This is a genomic window from Aeromonas sp. QDB68 (assembly GCF_027707405.1).
Taxonomy (GTDB): domain Bacteria; phylum Pseudomonadota; class Gammaproteobacteria; order Enterobacterales; family Aeromonadaceae; genus Aeromonas; species Aeromonas caviae.
In genome coordinates this window covers 1-19,120 of sequence record NZ_JAPCIQ010000081.1, presented here as the reverse complement: position 1 = coordinate 19,120, position 19,120 = coordinate 1, and the positions used below count along the sequence as shown (strand labels likewise).

General features: G+C 62.0%; 22 protein-coding genes and 1 pseudogene. 15 read left to right on the top strand and 8 right to left on the bottom strand.

The genetic code is table 11. The features are described from left to right. Positions 1–219: 219 nt before the first annotated feature. Positions 220–423 (top strand): hypothetical protein, encoded by a 204-nt coding sequence (locus tag PG892_RS17875; RefSeq protein ID WP_039039209.1) that lies wholly within the window; start codon positions 220–222, stop codon positions 421–423. On the opposite strand, the gene PG892_RS17870 is transcribed toward PG892_RS17875, so the two are convergent. Further along, positions 420–989, bottom strand: coding sequence for a HutD family protein (locus PG892_RS17870; protein WP_052815265.1), 570 nt, complete (start codon positions 987–989; stop codon positions 420–422). The genes PG892_RS17875 and PG892_RS17870 overlap by 4 nt on opposite strands. Before the next feature lie 129 nt (positions 990–1,118). After that, entirely contained in the window at positions 1,119–1,541 is a 423-nt protein-coding gene (locus PG892_RS17865; RefSeq protein WP_052815264.1) for a MarR family winged helix-turn-helix transcriptional regulator, read from the bottom strand. Positions 1,542–1,622: 81 nt separating this feature from the next. Here PG892_RS17865 and PG892_RS17860 point away from each other — a divergent pair, with 81 nt between their 5' ends. The 3 genes from PG892_RS17860 to PG892_RS17850 all read left to right on the top strand — a co-directional run bounded on the left by PG892_RS17860 (position 1,623) and on the right by PG892_RS17850 (position 3,450). After that, positions 1,623–1,922, top strand: a complete 300-nt coding sequence (locus PG892_RS17860) for a DUF3861 domain-containing protein (protein ID WP_042014216.1) — start codon at positions 1,623–1,625, stop codon at positions 1,920–1,922. Between the two features lie 131 nt (positions 1,923–2,053). Then, positions 2,054–3,025, top strand: a complete 972-nt coding sequence (locus tag PG892_RS17855) for a nucleoside hydrolase (RefSeq protein ID WP_102948684.1) — start codon at positions 2,054–2,056, stop codon at positions 3,023–3,025. A gap of 95 nt (positions 3,026–3,120) precedes the next feature. Further along, complete coding sequence (locus PG892_RS17850; RefSeq protein ID WP_039039207.1) at positions 3,121–3,450, top strand: DUF3634 family protein; 330 nt, start codon at positions 3,121–3,123, stop codon at positions 3,448–3,450. A 90-nt stretch (positions 3,451–3,540) separates the two neighbouring features. Here the strand turns inward: PG892_RS17850 and PG892_RS17845 are convergent, their stop codons facing one another. After that, positions 3,541–4,449 (bottom strand): LysR family transcriptional regulator, encoded by a 909-nt coding sequence (locus tag PG892_RS17845; RefSeq protein WP_052815582.1) that lies wholly within the window; start codon positions 4,447–4,449, stop codon positions 3,541–3,543. A 102-nt stretch (positions 4,450–4,551) separates the two neighbouring features. On the opposite strand from PG892_RS17845, the gene PG892_RS17840 reads away from it, so the two are divergent. From PG892_RS17840 to PG892_RS17805, 8 genes and pseudogenes are all read left to right on the top strand, one after another. Beyond that, complete coding sequence (locus tag PG892_RS17840; RefSeq protein WP_223917181.1) at positions 4,552–4,749, top strand: carboxymuconolactone decarboxylase family protein; 198 nt, start codon at positions 4,552–4,554, stop codon at positions 4,747–4,749. A gap of 623 nt (positions 4,750–5,372) precedes the next feature. Then, positions 5,373–6,461 carry a cytochrome o ubiquinol oxidase subunit II gene (gene cyoA, locus PG892_RS17835; protein ID WP_080989980.1) on the top strand — a complete coding sequence of 363 codons (1,089 nt, stop codon included), beginning with the start codon at positions 5,373–5,375 and terminating at the stop codon, positions 6,459–6,461. 3 nt (positions 6,462–6,464) lie between these two features. Continuing rightward, positions 6,465–8,441: a cytochrome o ubiquinol oxidase subunit I gene (gene cyoB / locus PG892_RS17830; protein ID WP_041211612.1), complete on the top strand. Its 1,977-nt coding sequence runs from the start codon at positions 6,465–6,467 to the stop codon at positions 8,439–8,441. Then, positions 8,410–9,057 (top strand): annotated as a pseudogene (locus tag PG892_RS17825) (cytochrome o ubiquinol oxidase subunit III); the annotation flags it as partial. The gene cyoB and the pseudogene PG892_RS17825, both read left to right, overlap by 32 nt. Then, positions 9,058–9,387 (top strand): cytochrome o ubiquinol oxidase subunit IV, encoded by a 330-nt coding sequence (locus PG892_RS17820; protein ID WP_010673684.1) that lies wholly within the window; start codon positions 9,058–9,060, stop codon positions 9,385–9,387. 8 nt (positions 9,388–9,395) lie between these two features. Continuing rightward, positions 9,396–10,289, top strand: a complete 894-nt coding sequence (gene cyoE, locus PG892_RS17815) for a heme o synthase (RefSeq protein ID WP_270825632.1) — start codon at positions 9,396–9,398, stop codon at positions 10,287–10,289. A 164-nt stretch (positions 10,290–10,453) separates the two neighbouring features. Next, the gene (locus PG892_RS17810; RefSeq protein WP_124813482.1) at positions 10,454–11,815 is read left to right on the top strand and encodes an MFS transporter; all 1,362 of its coding nucleotides are present in this window, start codon (positions 10,454–10,456) and stop codon (positions 11,813–11,815) included. 83 nt (positions 11,816–11,898) lie between these two features. Beyond that, positions 11,899–12,267, top strand: coding sequence for a DUF1428 domain-containing protein (locus PG892_RS17805; protein WP_010673687.1), 369 nt, complete (start codon positions 11,899–11,901; stop codon positions 12,265–12,267). A 124-nt stretch (positions 12,268–12,391) separates the two neighbouring features. Here the strand turns inward: PG892_RS17805 and PG892_RS17800 are convergent, their stop codons facing one another. Both PG892_RS17800 and PG892_RS17795 read right to left on the bottom strand, forming a co-directional pair. After that, positions 12,392–13,495 carry an ElyC/SanA/YdcF family protein gene (locus PG892_RS17800; RefSeq protein ID WP_124813483.1) on the bottom strand — a complete coding sequence of 368 codons (1,104 nt, stop codon included), beginning with the start codon at positions 13,493–13,495 and terminating at the stop codon, positions 12,392–12,394. 149 nt (positions 13,496–13,644) lie between these two features. After that, positions 13,645–14,538: a LysR family transcriptional regulator gene (locus PG892_RS17795; protein WP_216986836.1), complete on the bottom strand. Its 894-nt coding sequence runs from the start codon at positions 14,536–14,538 to the stop codon at positions 13,645–13,647. A 100-nt stretch (positions 14,539–14,638) separates the two neighbouring features. Between PG892_RS17795 and PG892_RS17790 the strand changes: the two genes are divergently transcribed. Beyond that, positions 14,639–15,127, top strand: a complete 489-nt coding sequence (locus PG892_RS17790) for a DMT family transporter (RefSeq protein ID WP_119197464.1) — start codon at positions 14,639–14,641, stop codon at positions 15,125–15,127. 10 nt (positions 15,128–15,137) lie between these two features. Further along, complete coding sequence (locus tag PG892_RS17785) at positions 15,138–15,572, top strand: DMT family transporter (RefSeq protein ID WP_052815874.1); 435 nt, start codon at positions 15,138–15,140, stop codon at positions 15,570–15,572. A gap of 270 nt (positions 15,573–15,842) precedes the next feature. Here the strand turns inward: PG892_RS17785 and PG892_RS17780 are convergent, their stop codons facing one another. The 3 genes from PG892_RS17780 to PG892_RS17770 all read right to left on the bottom strand — a co-directional run bounded on the left by PG892_RS17780 (position 15,843) and on the right by PG892_RS17770 (position 17,777). After that, positions 15,843–16,085: a DUF3297 family protein gene (locus tag PG892_RS17780; RefSeq protein WP_010673692.1), complete on the bottom strand. Its 243-nt coding sequence runs from the start codon at positions 16,083–16,085 to the stop codon at positions 15,843–15,845. A 98-nt stretch (positions 16,086–16,183) separates the two neighbouring features. Then, positions 16,184–17,500 (bottom strand): HipA domain-containing protein, encoded by a 1,317-nt coding sequence (locus tag PG892_RS17775; RefSeq protein ID WP_124813919.1) that lies wholly within the window; start codon positions 17,498–17,500, stop codon positions 16,184–16,186. After that, positions 17,484–17,777: a helix-turn-helix domain-containing protein gene (locus tag PG892_RS17770; protein ID WP_041213413.1), complete on the bottom strand. Its 294-nt coding sequence runs from the start codon at positions 17,775–17,777 to the stop codon at positions 17,484–17,486. Before PG892_RS17770 ends, PG892_RS17775 begins: the two co-directional genes overlap by 17 nt. A 309-nt stretch (positions 17,778–18,086) precedes the next feature. On the opposite strand from PG892_RS17770, the gene PG892_RS17765 reads away from it, so the two are divergent. After that, positions 18,087–19,061: a hypothetical protein gene (locus tag PG892_RS17765; protein ID WP_270825630.1), complete on the top strand. Its 975-nt coding sequence runs from the start codon at positions 18,087–18,089 to the stop codon at positions 19,059–19,061. Positions 19,062–19,120: the final 59 nt, after the last annotated feature.

Below are 19,120 nucleotides of genomic sequence, written 5' to 3'. Positions count from 1 at the left end.
CCGAAACCCAACAAGGAGTTTCGGATTCTTACACAGCCTGAGGATCGGTCAATGGATCCTTAACTGATCGGCATTAGGGAAGGTCCCGGCTTTTTTGTCTTCGCTTGCGCTGCGTCGCGGTGCTTTCATGATCTGGTCTGGGGTGGCAAGGGGATGAGCGGCGTAGAATAGGCCGCAAATGGGCCAGTGGCCCGCCTACGCCCCTTCGGAAAAGAGAGCATGAATGCAGTGAAATGGATGCTTGGCTGTTGCCTGATGCTGCTGTGTGCCATCGCGCTGGCCGCCGAGCCCCCGGTGAAGAAGAGCCGGAGCGGCATCTGTCACCCCAAGGGCGGCACCTACTACAGCCGCACCAGGCACTATACCCCCTATGACACCATGCAGGCCTGCCTCGACAGCGGGGGCCGTGCCCCCCGGCGTTAAACGGCGGCTTGCTTGGGCTGCAGGGTAAAGAAGGCGAGGGTGGTCTTCTTGCCGCACTCGAAGCGGATGTTCTCCTCCCCCTGCACCACCAGGGTCTCGCCCGGTGCGACCTGCTGTCCCTGCACGGTGAGCTGGCCCTCCAGCAGGTGGCAGAGGTAGCACTTGTCCGCCTCCAGGGTGAGGCTGAGGGGGAAGGGCAGGTTCAGCACCCGCACGTTGGCGCTGATGCGCGCCGGGTGGTAGATGAGCCCGAGATCCGTCACCTCTTTTTTCAGCAGCTCGCAGCGGGTCTCGTTATCCCCGCTGAAGTGGGCCGCCTCGAAGGTGGCGTAGGGGTGGCCGTTGAGCACGAAACCGGCACCGCTGACGGGCAGCAGGATGCGCTGGTAGCCGGGAAAGCGGGAGAAACTCCCCGCTTCCTTGATGGGGGCCGAGCTCAGCCGATAGTCAAAGTCGAGCTTGTCCAGGGTCGAACCAGGGGGGGAGATCAGGATCTGGGCCGTGGTGCCCTGCCTGTTCTTCCAGGGCATTTTCAACTGGTCGGACTCTTTAATCAGGGTGATCACGATGGCGCCTCGGCGGGAAGGGGAGAGTGGGGCCAGTGATACCATCTCCGGGAGTGGCTCACAAGGCGCCGCCAGCACAGGCCGCGCTGGTTGGCCACAAATCAGGCAGCGGATCCCCTGACGCTGACCCTAATCGGTCGACTCAAGCCCTTTTTCTATCTTGTCCAGCAGTTGCTGCAACTGCGCTATCTCCGCCGGCGTCAGCAGGGAACACAGCCGTTCGTCGAGCCGTGCGGCCTCCTGCTCCCCCTGGTTGACCCGCTCGCAGGCCAGCGGGGTCAAGGCCAGACAGATGCTGCGTCTGTCAGTGGGATGGGGCCGCTTCTCGATGAGCCCCTGTTTCTCCATCTCCTGCAGCAGGCGCGTCACCTGCGCCTTGTCGCGGCCAGACCGCTGTGCGATTAGCTGCGGCGTGGCGGGATCCAGCGCATGGATCAGTTGCAGCACCTTGTAATGGAGGGGGCTAAGGGCGATCTGCTGTGCCCGGAAATGCTGCGTCATGGCGATTTTGTACTGATCGAGGATCCGGAAGAGGCGGTTTGACAACCTCATGGTTGATAAAGTCAACTTAAAAGGGTTTAATTGATTTTATCAACCATATGGGCAAAAGCCCAGCCCGAGAGGAGATGAAAGATGCCACACACTTATCGTGTACAGGTCCAGGCGCTGGACCGCGAGGTGCCCCCGTTGCAGTTCGACTGCCAGAATCACGACGACATCTTTGCCATCCTGGCGCTCAGCAAGGGGAAGCTGGCCATGTCGGAGCAGGAACATCAGGCGTTTATCGTCGGGTTGAAGCTGTTTGGCGAAGTCATGATGCAGCATCGCAAAGAGGAGCTGTTCAAGGGGTTTCTCCCCCATTTCAAGCAATTCATGGGGCAACTGAAACGCACCGCCAGGGGAGAGGAGGCCGTGGTCGCCCCTTCCGAGTGACCCTGCCCTGACCCCAAGGGCGAGCGCTCCCGCCATCATGCCTGATGCAAAGGAAACCCCGAGGTTGTGATCCCGGTGCTGTCAAAGCGGCGGCGGCCCGCTACACTGGCAGCTCGTTTCACGGAGGACCCATGACCCACAAGATCATTCTGGATACCGATCCCGGCATCGACGATGCCATGGCCATTCTGTTTGCCGAGGCGCACCCTGCCATCGAATTGCTCGCCATCACCACGGTGTTTGGCAATGCCACCATCGAAAATGGCACCCGCAACGCCCTCTGGCTCAAGCAAAAATATGGCATGAAGGCGGACGTGGCCCGGGGCGCCGCCGCGCCGCTGCTGCGCGAGCCCGTGGGGCCGACGACGGTGGTGCACGGCCCGAGCGGCTTTGGCGACGTCCAGGCGGGGGAGGTGACCCTCATCCCGGATCCCCGCCCGGCCTGGCAATACATCGTCGAGACGGTGAAGGCCCATCCCGGCGAGATCACCCTGGTGACCATCGGTCCCCTCACCAACCTGGCGCTGGCGCTCGAGGCGGCCCCCGAAGTAGCCGCCCTGGTGAAAGAAGTGGTCGTGATGGGCGGTGCCTTTGGCGTCAACGGCCATCGCGGCAACGTGACCCCCTATGCCGAGGCCAATATCCACGACGATCCCGATGCGGCGGACCGGGTCTTCACCGCCCCCTGGCCCCTGGTGATCATCGGGCTCGACGTCACCCAGCAGAGCATCTTCACCGCCGACTATCTGGATGCCCTGCGGGACGATGCGGGGGAGCCGGGCCGCTTCCTGTGGGATGTCAGCCGCTTCTACCTGCGCTTCTATTCCGAGCGCATCGGCATGGCGGGGTGCCATGTGCACGATCCCTCCGCCATCGCCTATGTGATCGATCCTGCGCTGTTCACCCTGCGCAAGGGGCCGGTGCGGGTCATCACCGAGGGGCCCGCCATCGGCCATACCCTGCAAAAATTTGACGACACCCGCCATCCCCATGACGAGTGGGCCGACTGCCCGGCCCAGCAGGTCGGGGTCGCGGTGCGGGATCAGGCCTTGCTCGCCCTCTATCGGGATACCCTGGTGGCCTGGGGCAAGGGGCGCCGATAAGGCCCGGCAGTGAGTGAAAGCGTGATGGCGGCCGGGTCATGGTGAGGCGCCCCCGGTTATACTGGCGAATATCGGGTTGACGGGAGGAAGACGCAATGGCCTGGTTGTCTCTGTTGGTGGCGATAGCCCTGATCGGGTGGTTGATGACGCTGGGGCGCGGCGCCCTTTTCGAGGTCCGGCTCGCGCCGGGCAAGGTGGTGGTGAAGCGGGGCTCGGTGCCGCCGCGCTTTGTGACCCAGGCGACCCAGATCCTGCACCATGAGCCGGTGCGCGGACGCATCCTGGGCCTGCGGGACGGCAACGGGGTGAGGCTGGTCTTCTCCCGCTCCATCCCCGAGCCCGTGGCCCAGCGCCTGCGCAACATCTTCCCCTACGGGGATTACCGGGGGCTCTCCCCAAGCCCTGACGGGCGAAAATCACGCTGAGCGGTCGCCGTGGCGACCCTCATTTCCAGACGCCGGGCCCTGTGCCCGGCGTCTGCGTTTTCAGCGTTTCGCCAGGAGGCTCTGTTGCGGTCAGCGCGGCCCTTGCAGGGGCCTGATCGCCTCGACCAGAAAGTCGATGAAGGCGCGGGTCTGGGGTTTGAGGAAGCGGCCGCCACGAAACACCGCGTGGATCTCGTCCTGGCGATCCTCGTAGGGGGAGGCGAGCCACTCTGGCAGCAGCGGCAGCAGGGTGCCCTCGTCGATGCCTTGCTGCACCATCCAACTCGACAGCAGCAGCACGCCGGACCCCGCGAGGGCGGCGCAGAGCAGGGGCGTGCCCCCGACCGAGGCGAGGTTGCCCTGCACCGCCACCTTCTCGCGCTCCGTGCCCTGCTGGAAGTACCAGTGCTGGCGTTGGCGCCCATGGCCGCGAATGAGGCAGTTGTGGTGGGCCAGCTCGGCGGGATGGGCGGGTTCGCCATGGCGGGCCAGATAGGCGGGGGAGGTGACCAGCAGCGAGCGGTTGGTGAGCAGATGACGAGTGTGCAGGCTGCTGTCGGCGGGCTTGCCGATGCGCACCGCCACGTCCACGTTCTCGGCATCGAGATCCACCATGCGGTTGTCCAGCGCAGCCTCCAGGCGCACCCCGGGGTAGCGGGCGAGGAAGTCGGGCAGGCGGGGAGAGAGCCAGGACGCGCCGAAGCTCTCGAACACCGAGACCCGCAGCGGCCCCTCTGGCGCCACCGAGAGGGGTTGCAGGGATTGCACCAGCTGATCCGCCTCCTCCAGCAGGGGCAGGGAGCGGGCGAGAAAATAGGCGCCCTGCTCGGTCAGCACCAGTTGGCGGGTGCTGCGCTTGAAGAGCGGGATCCCGAGCTGCTGCTCCAGGGCGTCGATGGCACGGGTCACGGAGGAGGGGGCCTGGTTGAGGGCGCGGGCGGCACGGGAGAAACTGCCCGATTCCACCACCTGGGCCAGGATGCGGATGCGATCCAGCATGGATTAACCTTTGCGATAAACGCAAAACTGTTGCAGGTTATGACGATATTCTAATCAAAAATGAAAAAGTGAACAATCAGCTCACCGCCCCATCCGGGGTCCATGATCAACGGCTGCGCCTACTGCATCGAGATGCACTCCGACGTGGCGATGAAGCACGGGGAGAGCGCCCAGCGTCTGCTGGCGCTGGCCGCCTGGCAGGAGTCGCCGCTGTTCGACGCCCGGGAGCGGGCGGTGCTGGCCCTGACCGACGAGGTGACCCTGATCGCCGACAAGGGGCTCACGGTGCAGACCTATTAGGCGGCGCTGGCCCAACTGGGGGAAACCCTGCTAGCCCAGTGTCTGATGCAGGTGGTCACCATCAACGCCTGGAACCGGATCGCCGTGGCGACCCGGATGGAACACGATCACTCCTGACTCCGACTCCGAGTGAGGGAGAGAAAACGATTGTCAACGGACCCGCACAAGGGCCCGTTTTGTTACGAAGTGTGCCTTCTGGCGCCAGGGGTTGCGACCGTTGTCGGGGGACGGGAAGTTAATCACACATTCGTTTGATTAATTATTTTTTTAATCTTCCCCGAAAAATACCCATCCAGATCAAGGTGTGGAGAAATGACCTGTGAGTCGAAAAGGGGCTGTATGGCTCTTTTTTGATCGCAATGGCGGGTTAAAAACAGACCAGATGGATCTTTTTGGTTAATTGGTGGTCACTTTTGGTGGCGCGAAAGATTAACGGAAGATGAATTGCCGCGGTGTAACTTGAATAAATTGGTCATTGTCAAGGGATTAACATCTGATACCGCTTTCCATCACCTTTTGAACATTTTTGGGATTAATTTTTCATGTTGTTCACATGCTGGTCTGATGCAATAAAATGCTACATTTTTTTATACCAATAAGCCTTCAAAAGATGAGGACATTGCATGAGACTCTTTGATGTGAAGAGGGGCTTGGGCGCTTTGCTGCTGCTCGCGACCGCCAGCTTGCTGAGTGGCTGCGACATGGCACTGATGAGCCCCAAGGGGCAGGTCGGTGTGGAGCAGAAGTCACTGATACTCACCGCACTCGGCTTGATGCTGATCGTGGTGGTGCCCGTGATTGTCATGGCGGTGGCGTTCGCCTACAAATACCGGGCGTCCAACACAAGTGCCACCTATGCGCCGGACTGGGCCCACTCCAACAAGATTGAGGCAGTCGTCTGGACTGTACCCGTCATCATCATCGTCATCCTGGCGGTGATCACCTGGAAAACTTCCCACTCCCTCGACCCCTACAAGCCGCTAGAATCGGACGTCAAACCGGTTCAGGTGGATGTCATTTCCCTGGACTGGAAGTGGTTGTTCGTCTATCCGGAGCTGGGCATTGCGTCGGTCAACGAGCTGGCCTTCCCGGTCAACACCCCGGTCAACTTCCGGGTGACCTCCGACACCGTGATGAACTCCTTCTTCATCCCGCAACTGGGCGGCCAGATCTACGCCATGGCCGGCATGCAGACCAAGCTGCACCTGATTGCCAACGAAGCGGGCGAGTACAAGGGCATCTCCGGCGGTTACAGCGGTGCCGGTTTCTCCGGCATGAAGTTCAAGGTCATCGCGACCCAGGACCAAGCCGGTTTCGACGCCTGGGTAGCCAAGGTGAAGGCCTCTTCCAAGGCCCTGAGCACCATGGATGAGTTCAATGCCCTGGCCAAGAAGAGCGAAAACCACCCGGTGGAGTACTTCGCCAGCGCCGATCCCAAGCTGTTCGTCAACATCATCAACAAGTTCATGGGCGGCATGTCCCATGGTGGTCACGCCACCCCGGCTGCGGGCTCCGCGGATCACGAGGGCATGAACCACGAGGCCATGAACCATGACGCCGCCCCGAAAGCGGGTGCCATGGACCACGAAGGGATGAACCATGAGGCCTCGCAAGAGGACGCCATGGAGAACCAGGCCATGAACCATGACGCCCATGCCGGACACATGGCCATGTCGGCCGACAAGAGTGTGAAAGCAGGATCCGAGGAATAATCGATGTTTGGAAAATTGACACTCGAGGCTATTCCGTACCATGAACCCATCATCATGGTCACGATAGCCGGTATCATTCTGGGGGGCCTGGCCATCGCCGGTCTCATCACTTACTACGGCAAGTGGCAATACCTGTGGAAAGAGTGGCTGACCTCGGTCGACCACAAACGCCTCGGTATCATGTATCTCATTCTGGGCATGGTCATGCTGCTGCGTGGCTTTGCCGACGCCGTGCTGATGCGTGGCCAGCAGGTCATCGCCTCCGGGGGTGGCGAAGGCTACCTGAACGCCCATCACTACGACCAGATTTTCACCGCCCACGGCGTCATCATGATCTTCTTCGTGGCCATGCCGCTGGTGATCGGTCTGATGAACATCGTGGTGCCGCTGCAAATCGGTGCCCGTGACGTGGCCTTCCCCTTCCTGAACAACCTGAGCTTCTGGTTCACCGCCGCGGCCGTGGTGCTGATCAACGTCTCCCTCGGGGTCGGTGAATTCGCCCAGACCGGCTGGCTGGCCTATCCGCCCTTATCGGGGCTGGAGTTCAGTCCCGGGGTCGGGGTCGATTACTGGATATGGAGTCTGCAGATTTCGGGTCTGGGGACCCTGCTGACCGGCGTGAACTTCTTCGCCACCATCATCCGCATGCGTGCCCCTGGCATGACCATGATGCGCCTGCCGGTCTTCACCTGGACCGCCCTGTGTGCCAACATCCTGATCATCGCCTCCTTCCCGATCCTGACCGTCACCATCGCCCTGCTCACCGCAGACCGCTACCTGGGTACCCATTTCTTTACCAATGACATGGGTGGCAACATGATGATGTACATCAACCTGATCTGGGCCTGGGGTCACCCCGAGGTGTACATCCTGGTGCTGCCGGTGTTCGGGATCTTCTCCGAAGTGGTAGCGACCTTCTGCAAGAAGAAGCTGTTCGGTTACACCTCCCTGGTGTGGGCGACCGTGGCAATCACCGTGCTGTCGTTCATCGTCTGGCTGCACCACTTCTTCACCATGGGGTCCGGCGCCAACGTGAATGCCTTCTTCGGCATCACCACCATGATCATCTCCATCCCGACCGGGGTGAAGATCTTCAACTGGCTGTTCACCATGTACCGCGGTCGCATCGAGTTCACCTCGCCCATGCTGTGGACCGTCGGCTTCATCATCACCTTCACCGTGGGTGGCATGACCGGGGTACTGCTCTCCGTGCCGGCCGCCAACTTCGTGCTGCACAACAGCCTGTTCCTCATCGCCCACTTCCACAACGTCATCATCGGCGGCGTGGTGTTCGGCTGCTTCGCCGGTATCACCTACTGGTTCCCGAAAGCGTTCGGCTTCAAGCTGGATGACGTCTGGGGCAAGCGTGCCTTCTGGTGCTGGATCACCGGCTTCTTCGTGGCCTTCATGCCGCTCTACGTGCTGGGCTTCATGGGCATGACCCGTCGTGTCAGCCAGAACATCGATCCCGAGTTCCACGGCTGGCTGGTGGTCGCCGCCTGCGGTGCCGGTCTGATTGCCCTGGGCGTGCTGTGCCAGGTCATCCAGATCGTGGTCAGCATCCGCGACCGCGAGAAGAACCGCGACCTGACCGGCGATCCCTGGGGTGGCCGTACCCTGGAGTGGGCGACGTCCTCTCCGCCGCCGTTCTACAACTTCGCCATCGAGCCGAAGGTCACCGGTCTGGACGCCTTCTGGGAAGCCAAGGCTGACGGCAGCGCTTACAAGAAGCCTGCCCAGTATGCCCCCATCCACATGCCGAAGAACTCCGGTGCCGGTGTCATCATCGCCGCCTTCAGCGTGGTGTTCGGCTTTGCCATGATCTGGCACATCTGGTGGATGGCCATCGCCGGCTTCATCGGCATGATCGCCACCTGGATCATCCACAGCTTCAACGACGATGTGGACTACTACGTACAGGTTGACGAGATCGAGCGCATCGAAGGTCAGCATTTCGACAACATCAACAAGGTGGCTTAATTCCATGGCGACTGACGTACTACATCACTCTCACGGTGCTCATGAGGATGGGCACCACGATGCCGGTGCCACCAAGGTATTCGGTTTCTGGATCTACCTGATGAGTGACTGCATCCTGTTCGCGACCCTGTTCGCGACCTATGCGGTCCTGGTCAACGGCACTGCCGGCGGCCCCACCGGCAAGGACATCTTCGAACTGCCGTTCGTGTTCGCCGAAACCATGCTGCTGCTGCTGAGCTCCATCACCTTCGGGTTCGGCATGCTGGCCATGAACAAGAACAAGGTCGCGGCGGTCAACACCTGGCTGTTCGTCACCTTCCTGCTGGGGGCCGGCTTCATCGCGATGGAAATCTACGAATTCCATCACCTGATCGTGCACGAGGCGGGCCCGGATCGCAGCGGCTTCCTCTCTGCCTTCTTCACCCTGGTGGGGACCCACGGTATCCACGTGACCAGCGGCCTGCTCTGGATCATCGTGATGATGGTGTCGATCACCAAGAAGGGGCTGACCGAGCGCAACCGCACTCGCCTGATGTGCCTGAGCCTGTTCTGGCACTTCCTCGACGTGGTATGGATCTGCGTCTTCACCGTGGTCTATCTGATGGGGGTCATGTAAATGAGTCATTCCGTTGACAATCACGGCGCCAGCCACGGCAGCGTCAAGTCCTACATGATCGGCTTCGTGCTGTCACTCATCCTGACCGCCGTGCCGTTCTGGATGGTGATGGACGGCTCCGCCTCCCACGCCGTGGTGCTCGGCACCGTGGTGGCCATGGCGGTGGTGCAGATCTTCGTACACCTGGTCTACTTCCTGCACATGAACACCTCCTCCGAGGAGCGCTGGAACCTGGTGGCACTGGTCTTTACCGTGCTCATCATCGCCATCGTGGTCGTGGGTTCCCTGTGGATCATGTACAACCTCAACATCAACATGATGGTTCACTGAGCGGGTTGATGATGATGAAGCAATACCTGCAAGTGACCAAGCCGGGCATCATCTTCGGCAACCTCATCTCGGTTATCGGGGGATTCCTGCTGGCCTCGAAGGGGAGCCTGGATGTGCCCCTGTTCATCCTGACCATGGTGGGGGTGTCACTGGTGGTGGCCTCCGGTTGCGTGTTCAACAACTACATCGACCGGGACATCGACTGCATCATGGAGCGCACCAAGAACCGTGCCCTGGTGCGGGGGCTCATCGCCCCCGGTGTCTCCCTCTGGTATGCGACGGCGCTGGGCGTTGCGGGCATTGCACTGCTCTACTTTGCGGCCAATCCGTTGGCCGCCTTGCTGGCGGTGCTGGGCTTCCTGGTTTATGTGGGGGTCTACAGCCTCTACATGAAGCGCCACTCGGTCTATGGCACCCTGGTCGGCAGCCTCTCCGGCGCCGCGCCGCCGGTCATCGGCTACTGCGCGGTGAGCGGGCAGTTCGACTCGGGGGCACTGATCCTGCTGGCGATCTTCAGCCTGTGGCAGATGCCGCACTCCTATGCGATCGCCATCTTCCGCTTCAAGGACTACCAGGCTGCCAACATCCCGGTGCTGCCGGTGGTGAAGGGGATCCCGGTGGCCAAGCTCCACATCACCCTCTACATCCTAGCGTTCATGGTGCCGACCCTGATGCTGTTCCTCGGCGGCTACGCCGGGTACAAGTATCTGGTGGTGGCCACCGCGGTGAGCGTCTGGTGGCTGGGGATGGCGCTGTCGGGCTACAAGGCGGCGGTGGACGACTCCCTCTGGGCGCGCAAGCTGTTCATGTTCTCCATCGTCACCATTACTTGCCTGAGCATGATGATGTCGGTGGACTTCCAGCCGGACGCAGCGCCTGTATTGGTGAGCATGCTGCCCTGATAGTGTGAACTGCACCCCTGAAATGCATGAAATCCAGAGCCGGGAATCTTCCCGGCTCTGCTATTATGGGCGCCGCCCTGCGAGGGGCATCGCCGATTTTTCGGGGCGGCCGGGCGCCTGTCACCCCTTTCTTTCTCTCTTCTTTTTGACTCATCGAGGCCCTCATGAATGATTTCACCATGACGAGGGGCGAGCGACGCGCGACCTGGGCGCTCGGCTCCGTCTTCTCGCTGCGCATGCTCGGCATGTTTATGGTGCTGCCGGTGCTGACCACCTACGGCATGTCCCTGGCGGGCGCCTCCGAGGCGCTCATCGGGCTTGCCATCGGCATCTACGGCATGACCCAGGCCCTGTTCCAGATCCCCTTCGGCCTGCTCTCCGACAAGGTGGGGCGCAAGCCCCTCATCGTTGGCGGCCTGCTGATGTTTGCCCTTGGCAGCGTCATCGCCGCCCTGAGCGACGCCATCTGGGGGGTCATCGTCGGGCGCGCCCTGCAAGGGAGCGGCGCCATCTCCGCCGCCGTCATGGCGCTCCTGTCGGATCTCACCCGGGAGCAGAATCGCACCAAGGCGATGGCCTTCATCGGGGTGAGCTTTGGCATCACCTTCGCCATCGCCATGGTGACCGGCCCCCTCATCACCCATGCCCTGGGCTTGTCCGGCCTCTTCTGGCTCATCGCCCTGCTGGCCCTGGCCGCCATCGCCATGGTGCTCTGGGTGGTGCCGACCCCGGCGGCCCACCTGCAAAATCGCGAGTCCGCCATGGTGCGAGGCAGCTTTCGTACCGTGCTCACCAACCCTCGCCTGCTCAAACTCAACCTCGGCATCCTCTGCGTCCACACCCTGCTGATGTCGAGCTTCGTAGCCCTGCCGCCCCTGCTGGAACGTGCGGGCCTGCCCCGTGACAGCCAGTGGCAGGCCTATCTGGTCACCATGCTGATCGCCTTCGTGAGCGTGGTGCCCCTCATCATCTATGCCGAGAAGCACCGCCAGATGAAGCGGGTCTTCATCGGGTGCGTGGTGGTGATGCTGGCCGCCGAGCTGGTGCTCTGGCAGAGCGGCCAGCAGCTGTGGGGTCTGCTCGCCGGGTTGCAGCTCTTCTTCATCGGCTTCAACGTGATGGAGGCACTGCTGCCGTCTCTCATCAGCAAGGAGTCCCCGCCGGGCTACAAGGGCACCGCCATGGGGGTCTACTCCACCAGTCAGTTCCTCGGGGTTGCCATCGGCGGCAGTCTCGGCGGCCTGCTCTACAGCCTGGGGGGTGGCCCCCTGGTGTTTGGCGGTTGCGCCGCCCTGGCCCTCGCCTGGCTCGGGGTGAGCCTCACCATGGCCGAGCCCCCCTATGTGAGCAGCCTGCGCATCGTGCTGCCGGAAGGGGTCGAGGCCACCCCGGCCCTGGAGCAGCGGATCCGCGCCTGCGAGGGGGTGAGCGACGTGCTGCTGGTGTGCGAGGAGCACTCCCTCTACGTGAAGGTGGACAGCAAGCGCCTGACCCGCAGCGATCTGGAGCGGCTGGTCTCGTTGTGATGGCTGGCTGCGCGGGGCGGCGCAGAGCGCGGGCTGATGGGCGGCTGCTATGCTGAGATCCTCACTCACAGGAGGAACCTCTGATGTCATACGTGGACGGATTCGTGCTCGCCGTGCCGACGGCCAACAAGCAGGCCCTGATCGATCATGCGGGGCAGTTTGACCCCATCTTCCTCGAATACGGCGCCACCCGGGTGCTGGAGTGCTGGGGGGACGACGTGCCTCACGGCAAGCAGACCGACTTTTACCGGGCGGTGGCGGCCAGGGAGGATGAAACCGTGGTCTTCTCCTGGGTGGAGTGGCCGAGCAAGGCGGTGCGGGACGACGCCATGGGCAAGATGATGCAGGACCCCAGGATGGACCCCGCCAATCCCCTGCACCAGACCATGCCGTTTGATGGCGCCCGCATGATCTTCGGAGGCTTCACCACCGTGCTGGAGCTCAAGGGCTGAGACCGACCATCGGGGCTTCACCCTGGTGGCCGGAGCGCAAGAGCCGATAGCAACACCCAGGCCCGTCAGATGATGAAAAAGCCCGCCAGCCGGCGGGCTTTTTGCTGGGCGCCATGCCGGGGGATCAGCGCTCCACCAGCGGGGCCGAGCGGTAGCTCCACAGGCCATAGGTGCGCAGGGCGTCCCGGTAGATGCCAAGCAGCTCCTCCGGGCTTGCCTTGGCCAGGGCCGAGAGGGGCTTGTCCGGGTAGGCGACGCTGTCGATGCGGATGTTCGCCGGGCCGCTCTGCCAGCAGGCGATTTCCAGCAGGGTCTGGCCCCGGCGCACATGGCTCGCCGAGCTCACCAGGGTGGCGAACTCAATCTCGTGGCGGGCGAGGGCATAGCCGCTGTAGAGGGCGTTCTCCACCGTGCTGGTGGCGTAGTTCTCCTCGATGATACGGGAGCGGTCGATGCCCTTTTTCGCCAGCCAGTCCGCCATCAGCTTGCCCTCGGTCTGGCGGTTCTGGGGCACGCCGCCGGTGAGGATGACGAGGGCTGCCGGATCTGCCTGGGCCAGGGCGCGGGTGGTCTCGAGGCGTCCCAGCAGGATGTCGTGCATGGAGCCATCGGGATTGAGGGCATAGCCCAGGGTGACGATGGCGCGGCGCCCCTTCTTCTCGCCCCGTCCCTGACGCTCCTTGAGGGGGGTGGCGACCACCCTGTCCACGGTGGCGAATAGTCGCTGCAAGTCGGCGGCGCGACCGGCATTGAGCTCGCCGACCCGCTTGAGGTAGCCATCGGATTTGGCCTGGTTGCCCTTGAAGCGCTGCCAGGTGGCCAGATAGGTGTTGATGTCCAGATCGTCCGGGGCGGCGGTGAGGGCCTGCTCGAACAGGGCGATGGCCCTGTCCACGTTGCCGTTGTAGATCTGGGCGTTGGCCGCCGAGATGAGCAGATCGGTGCGATAGGGCTCGAGCTGGTGGGCCTCCAGCAACAGGGTGGTCACCTGCTCCATGTTGCTCGGCATCTTGGCGGTGAAGCCCGCATCGGAGACCCGGGCAGTGGAGTGGAAGATGCGGGCGGCGTCTGCCAGCAGCTGATCCACCACCTGGCGCTTGCTGATGAACTGCTCGTAATTCTGCTCCTTTTGCAGGGAGCGCACCGGGGCGGCCCAGGCATCGGATGAGACAACGAGCGGCAGCGTCAGCAGGCTGGTGAGGGTCAGGGCAATCGCGGTTTTCTTCATCATGGGGCTCCCTCTGGGGTGCGGGGCGCGATGCCGTGGCTCGTCCCCTGAATGCTTTTCCAATAAAAACAGATGCTTGGTTTGCTGCCTACTCTACTCCCTTCCCGATGAAAAAACGTGAACCGTTCCGGTTATCCCGATGACCCCCCTCAGCGCAGCCCCAGACGTTCCTGCAGGAAGGCCAGCCAGGCTTCCACCTTGGCGGGCAGGTGGCGGCGCTTGGGATAGACGCACCAGATGCCGTGCTCGGGCAGGGCATGGTCTGGCAGGACGGGCACCAGCCGCCCGATGGCGAGATCCCGCGCCACGATGAAGTCCGGCATGTTGCCGATGCCAAGCCCCGCCAGCAGCGCGGTGTGAATGGCATCGCTGTTGTTGACCTCGAAATTGCCCCTGGGGGTGATGGCCACCTCTCCTTCGGGTCCGTGCAGCCGCCACTGGGTGCCGCCGCGAAACAGGGAGTAGAAGAGGCAGTTGTGGCGCTCGAGATCCGCCGGGGTGCGGGGCGTACCGGCCTGCGCCAGGTAGGCGGGGGCGGCGCACAGGGTGCTGAGACAGGGGGCGAGGCGGCGGGCGACCAGGCTCGAATCCTCCAGATCGCCGATGCGCACCGCCACGTCGAACCCCTCGGCCACCAGATCCTGCCGGGCGTCGCTCATCTCCAGCTGCAACTGCACCTCGGGGTGAAGGGCGAGAAACTCGGGGACAAGGGGGGCGATGTGGCGCCGGCCATAGACCATGGGCACCGTCACCCGCAGCAGGCCGCGGGGGGCCGATTGCAGGGCGCCGATGGCATCTTCCCCGTCGCTGGCCAGGCGCACTGCATGGCGCACCGTCTCGAAGTAGCGCTCCCCCGCCTCGGTGAGGGTGAGGGAGCGGGTGGTGCGATAGAGGAGCTGGCAGCCGAGGGCCTGCTCGAGCTGGCTCACCTTCTTGCTCAGCACCGACTTGCTGAGGCCGAGCTGACGGGCTGCGCCGGAGAAAGTGCCCGACTCCACCACGGCGACGAAGGCGGGGAGCAGGGCGAAGGCTTCCTGGTTCATCTTGTTCTCGTTTTGGAAACAATGTTGTTCCAGGAGGGTAGATTATCCCCAAATCAAAAACAATTTACCATGCTCGTCAGTTGAACCAAGGAGCAACCCCATGATCCCCCCGCTTGTTGACCGCGGCCCCGGCCGCCCCGCCCTCGGCCAGACACTTGGCCAGACTCTGGGTGCCCTGGCCGCCTTCGCCGCCGGCCTGCTGCTGGCGCTGATGATCGCCCAGAACGGCGTCCTGGCCCGCGCCACCGACCCCTGGCTCGCGAGCTGGCTGGCCCACGGGGTCGGCAGCCTGGTGGCCGGGCTCCTGTGGTGGCTCTCCCCAAGGCCCTCGACGCCGGAGGCGGCCCCGCCCTGGGCCTGGCTCGGCGGTCTGCCGGGGGCGCTCACCGTGGTGCTGGCGGCCCTCTGCCTCAACTCGCCCCTCGGCATGGCTGGCACCCTGGCCCTGCTGCTGCTCGGCCAGCTGCTGTTTGGGGCCCTGTGCGATGGCCTCGGCTGGCTCGGACTGGCTCGCCGCCGCCCCTCGGGAAAGGACGCGCTCGCCGCCCTGCTGGTGCTGGCCGGCGCCCTGCTCATCGTGCTGCATTAGGAGAGACACCATGACCCTCTTGATCCTGCTGGGACTGCTGAACGGCGTGACGGTGAGCCTGTCGCGCACCCTCAATGGCCGCCTCGCCAGCGCTCGGGGCGCCATGACGGCGTCCCTTGCCAACCACCTGCTCGGCTTCGGGCTGCTCGGCGCCCTGCTCATCCTCAAAGGGGCACCCTGGGAGCGGCTCGCCGGTCTCGATCCCTGGCTGCTGCTCGGCGGGGTGTTGGGGGCGCTCTTCGTCGCCATCAGCAGTTGGGCCATCGGCCGGATCGGCGCCCTGGCCTGCGCCCTGCTCATCGTCACGGGCCAACTGGCGGGGGGCGCCCTGCTCGATGCCCTGGCCGGACGGCTGGCCGCGAGCGATCTGCTCGGCATCCTGCTGGTGCTGGCGGGGGCTGCGCTGCAACGCTGGCAGGGCGGCAAGTCGCGCTCCCGAGGGTGAGTGATGCTGTGATGGCCTGGGTAAACCGGCAGGGATGACAAGAGTGTCGCCCTGCCTGGATGCCAAAGGCGGCTCGCCAGCCGGATCAGGGTCCAGATGAAAAGGAAAAGGCGAAAGAAAGGGAGGGAAAGGAAGAAACAGGAAGGTAAAAGAGAACAAAGAGAGAGGCGCCTGTCACCTTGGGCCGCCCTCAACAGCAGAACACCGGCGCAAGGCCGGTGTTCTGAACAGCATGGCGGCGGGCCCGGCGGGGCGCGCGGTCAGGGCCGCTTAGGCGTAGAAAGCCTCGACGGTGCCCTTGACGGTGATCAGCATGGGGTTGCCGTAGCGATCCTTGGCCTTGGGGGAGGGGATCTTCACCCAACCTTCGCTGATGCAGTACTCCTCGACATTGGTGCGCTCCTTGCCGTTTACGCGAATGCCGATCTCGTGCTCGAAGCACTCTGCCACATGGTGCGGGCTGCGCGGGTTGGCCGCCAGACGGTCGGGCAGTGCAGGTTTGTTGTCGCTCATTTTATTTACCTGAGTGTGATAAAAAGTGGGTCATTGTAGGCAATGCCCGTCATGGGCTCAAGGCCGGGTTGCGTCCCATGGGGGTGGACAAGGTCTGGCTACAGTTGCAGCTCGGGCAACAGCGTCGCCTGCGCCTGAAAATGGTGGCAACGGTGCTCAACGTCGTCTCTGTAACGTGCCAGATAAGCCAGCTCGGCGGGATTGTCTGTCTCAACCAGGGCGATGGCGGCATCAAGCTGATGCAGTATGTCGCTGGCCATCTTGTGCAAGGTCTGCTGCAACAGGCGTTTGGGCAGCTCGCATGCCTCGGCCATCTCCAGCAACTGCCATGCGTTGACCGCCTCGGGAGCAAACTCGTCGCCTATGGCCATGGCCAGATGCTGGTTGAACTCGGGGTAAAGCCCCACATTGACCAGATCGTACCAGGGGGTGGGCATCAGCCCTGCTTTTGATACGAAGAAGCTGTAGTTCTTGCCGTGGGCATCGTGATTGTTGACGCAGAGGTTGAAGAGCAGCCATTGCAGCATGTCCAGTCTGGCCTGCGCCGGATTGACGCAAAGTGCGCTGAGACTGAACAGCCGTGGCAGGCTCACCCCTTCCCGAATATGGGCCACGTCTCGCCCGTCACCGAAGTTGCGTTCATATTTTCGGGCGACGGGAAACCCCAGCCCCTGACAGGCATCGATCATGTGACGACGGCGCACCCTCAAGCCATCCTCGTCAAGGCGCCGATCGAACCGTTCCACCAGCAAGCTTCGGTGGGACTTATCGCCTTGGCCGACCCTGTGCAGTTCGACCCGCGCCACCGGCATGCCCAGCAGTGCGGCCAGTCGCATGGTCACGAACTCATTGATCACCAGATGAGGGTGATGCTCGAACTTGAGGAGGTGGGTGGAACAGAGCTCGCCCTCGCCAAATCCCAGCGCCCCCTCGAGTCGCAGCAGGTTGAGCTTGGCCTGCACACCCGCAACCGAGAGGCGGGGGCGACCATCCCAGACTTCCAGCGGCCAGATCTCGGGCTGTTCGAGGCGCAGCAACAGCTCCTCTGGGGTGATGGGGCGAAACCGGGTGGGGACGTCGGGCTCTGCGGGCAGGGTAAAGGTGACAGCCCCGGAGACATCGCGGCCGATGCCGTGGATCAGGGCAAAGAGATTGCTGCGCGAAACGGAGAGCGCCTCAATCAGATGGTCCAGCCCGCGATTTTCAGGCAGCAAGTTGCCGAGATACGCCCGGATCTGGGCACTGCTGGCCGATCCATCCAGCGCCAGTGGGGGGGAGAGCGGGAAGCCACGCGCCTGCCACTCAGGTGTATAGCCGAGCTGAAACGCATCCTGGCTGGAGTCATACTCGAGATGGCCGATCAGCTGGTTACCCAGCCGAAGTTCCAGCCGATGGCGCTCAGAACCATTCATCATCACCGACCTCGGGTTGGCTGTTGCCGCTCGCTACCTGTGAGCCCACTTCCTGCACCAGTTGCAAGTGCAGCCCCAGCGCCTTCATCACCTGCAGCAGGGTCGAGAGGTAGACATCTCCCCCTTTTTCAATCTTGATCAGGGTCTTCTTGGAGATGCCGCACAGTGAGGCCGTCACCTCCTGGGTCATCCTGGCGGCCTTGCGTCTCTCGCGGATCGCCAGCCCCAGGGAGGCGGGATCCAGTTCTTTCGGGCCGGCTTGCAACGATGCGTCTGCCATCATGATCACGAAAAAAAGTGTAGGTTGTTACACCTTAACTCATGGTAAGAGCAAACAGCAATTAAAAGTGTACGATAGTGCACTTTTTAAGGTCCTGGTGCTGGTTGAGATAAAAAGTGTAGAGGAGTTCACTTTTTAGAGAGGAAAAGTTGGTGAGGGATGGTCTGGGGGATGGCCGAGGGGCCGGGAGGATGTCGCTTGCAGAGCAGCATTGCACTTCACTTCACCGAGCGATGGCCTAAATTTCCTTTCGCTGAACCAGAGTGATAATTTTGGTTTCAGTGAAAAAACGGCTTATGGGGATGCGCAATGTTTTTCCAAACATATTACCGATTAGATCCGTGGAGATTTGAGCCGCCGCTAAAGGAATTTGGGGCAATCCAATTCGATGATCCCAAGCAGATGTTTTCGCTGTTCATGCGTTACATACATGTGTTCAGCGAGGATGAAGAACCGCAAGTGCTTGTACAAACAATTCATCGCAAGGATGACATTCCGGATTCGGTACGCGTCGTGTTTACCGGAGAGGCAGAAATCGATTGGAGTCTTGGAGGAGAGAATCAGAACGGGTTTACAAACTTGCCTGACGACTATCGCGATTTCATAGTTGCGTTGCACGGGAGTATGGACCGCATGGCGTCTGAAATATTCAATGTGGTTCGTTGGCGCATGGGAATCGTCGGTGGACCATTGGGACTTCAGAGCGAATGGTCATCTATGAGATGGCACGATGACAGCAAGGGCGAGAAGATTATCGACGAGCATGGGTTCTTGAACCGTCAAATGATCGCCGGAGTATTCACTCTCCATATGCCAGAAGTGCAGGACGCCGATTTCGATGAGGAGTGTCGAGCGAATGTCGAAACCCTAATTCAGTTTCAATCCAAGCAACCGCTGTATCACGATCTTTTTCGTGAAGCATGGCAGAATCAACGGGACAATCCTCGAAGTGCACTTGTAATGGGGATTGCCGCAGCAGAGACCGGATTCAAGACAACTATGACGGACTTGAATCCGTCAGTGACTTGGATTGTCGAGAACTTACAGTCTCCGCCACTAGATCTGATGTTGCGCAACTACATGGCGCAACTGCCCGCAAGGAATCAGATTAACGGTGAAGTTCGTCGACCACCTAAAAAGGTAATTTCCGTGATCAAGAAGGGTATCGAATTGCGGAACAAGCTAGTGCACGGGCGTGAAGAAACAGTAACAACCGAAGATGTACGCGAAATGCTCGAAGCCGTTCGCGACTTGCTGTACATGCTGGATCCTGATTACCCATGACCCTCAGCCAGCTTCAAGAGCCGATATGGCATCGGAGGGCTTGCCACGACTGCATGCCC

What these genes read in the sequence shown, in the direction of transcription:
- PG892_RS17875 (WP_039039209.1), top strand. Translation starts at nt 220, where the DNA reads ATGAATGCAGTGAAATGGATGCTTGGCTGTTGCCTGATGCTGCTGTGT.
- PG892_RS17865 (WP_052815264.1), bottom strand. Translation starts at nt 1,541, where the DNA reads ATGAGGTTGTCAAACCGCCTCTTCCGGATCCTCGATCAGTACAAAATC.
- PG892_RS17860 (WP_042014216.1), top strand. Translation starts at nt 1,623, where the DNA reads ATGCCACACACTTATCGTGTACAGGTCCAGGCGCTGGACCGCGAGGTG.
- PG892_RS17855 (WP_102948684.1), top strand. Translation starts at nt 2,054, where the DNA reads ATGACCCACAAGATCATTCTGGATACCGATCCCGGCATCGACGATGCC.
- PG892_RS17850 (WP_039039207.1), top strand. Translation starts at nt 3,121, where the DNA reads ATGGCCTGGTTGTCTCTGTTGGTGGCGATAGCCCTGATCGGGTGGTTG.
- PG892_RS17845 (WP_052815582.1), bottom strand. Translation starts at nt 4,449, where the DNA reads ATGCTGGATCGCATCCGCATCCTGGCCCAGGTGGTGGAATCGGGCAGT.
- PG892_RS17840 (WP_223917181.1), top strand. Translation starts at nt 4,552, where the DNA reads ATGATCAACGGCTGCGCCTACTGCATCGAGATGCACTCCGACGTGGCG.
- cyoA (WP_080989980.1), top strand. Translation starts at nt 5,373, where the DNA reads ATGAGACTCTTTGATGTGAAGAGGGGCTTGGGCGCTTTGCTGCTGCTC.
- cyoB (WP_041211612.1), top strand. Translation starts at nt 6,465, where the DNA reads ATGTTTGGAAAATTGACACTCGAGGCTATTCCGTACCATGAACCCATC.
- PG892_RS17820 (WP_010673684.1), top strand. Translation starts at nt 9,058, where the DNA reads ATGAGTCATTCCGTTGACAATCACGGCGCCAGCCACGGCAGCGTCAAG.
- cyoE (WP_270825632.1), top strand. Translation starts at nt 9,396, where the DNA reads ATGATGATGAAGCAATACCTGCAAGTGACCAAGCCGGGCATCATCTTC.
- PG892_RS17810 (WP_124813482.1), top strand. Translation starts at nt 10,454, where the DNA reads ATGAATGATTTCACCATGACGAGGGGCGAGCGACGCGCGACCTGGGCG.
- PG892_RS17805 (WP_010673687.1), top strand. Translation starts at nt 11,899, where the DNA reads ATGTCATACGTGGACGGATTCGTGCTCGCCGTGCCGACGGCCAACAAG.
- PG892_RS17800 (WP_124813483.1), bottom strand. Translation starts at nt 13,495, where the DNA reads ATGAAGAAAACCGCGATTGCCCTGACCCTCACCAGCCTGCTGACGCTG.
- PG892_RS17795 (WP_216986836.1), bottom strand. Translation starts at nt 14,538, where the DNA reads ATGAACCAGGAAGCCTTCGCCCTGCTCCCCGCCTTCGTCGCCGTGGTG.
- PG892_RS17790 (WP_119197464.1), top strand. Translation starts at nt 14,639, where the DNA reads ATGATCCCCCCGCTTGTTGACCGCGGCCCCGGCCGCCCCGCCCTCGGC.
- PG892_RS17785 (WP_052815874.1), top strand. Translation starts at nt 15,138, where the DNA reads ATGACCCTCTTGATCCTGCTGGGACTGCTGAACGGCGTGACGGTGAGC.
- PG892_RS17780 (WP_010673692.1), bottom strand. Translation starts at nt 16,085, where the DNA reads ATGAGCGACAACAAACCTGCACTGCCCGACCGTCTGGCGGCCAACCCG.
- PG892_RS17775 (WP_124813919.1), bottom strand. Translation starts at nt 17,500, where the DNA reads ATGATGAATGGTTCTGAGCGCCATCGGCTGGAACTTCGGCTGGGTAAC.
- PG892_RS17770 (WP_041213413.1), bottom strand. Translation starts at nt 17,777, where the DNA reads ATGGCAGACGCATCGTTGCAAGCCGGCCCGAAAGAACTGGATCCCGCC.
- PG892_RS17765 (WP_270825630.1), top strand. Translation starts at nt 18,087, where the DNA reads ATGTTTTTCCAAACATATTACCGATTAGATCCGTGGAGATTTGAGCCG.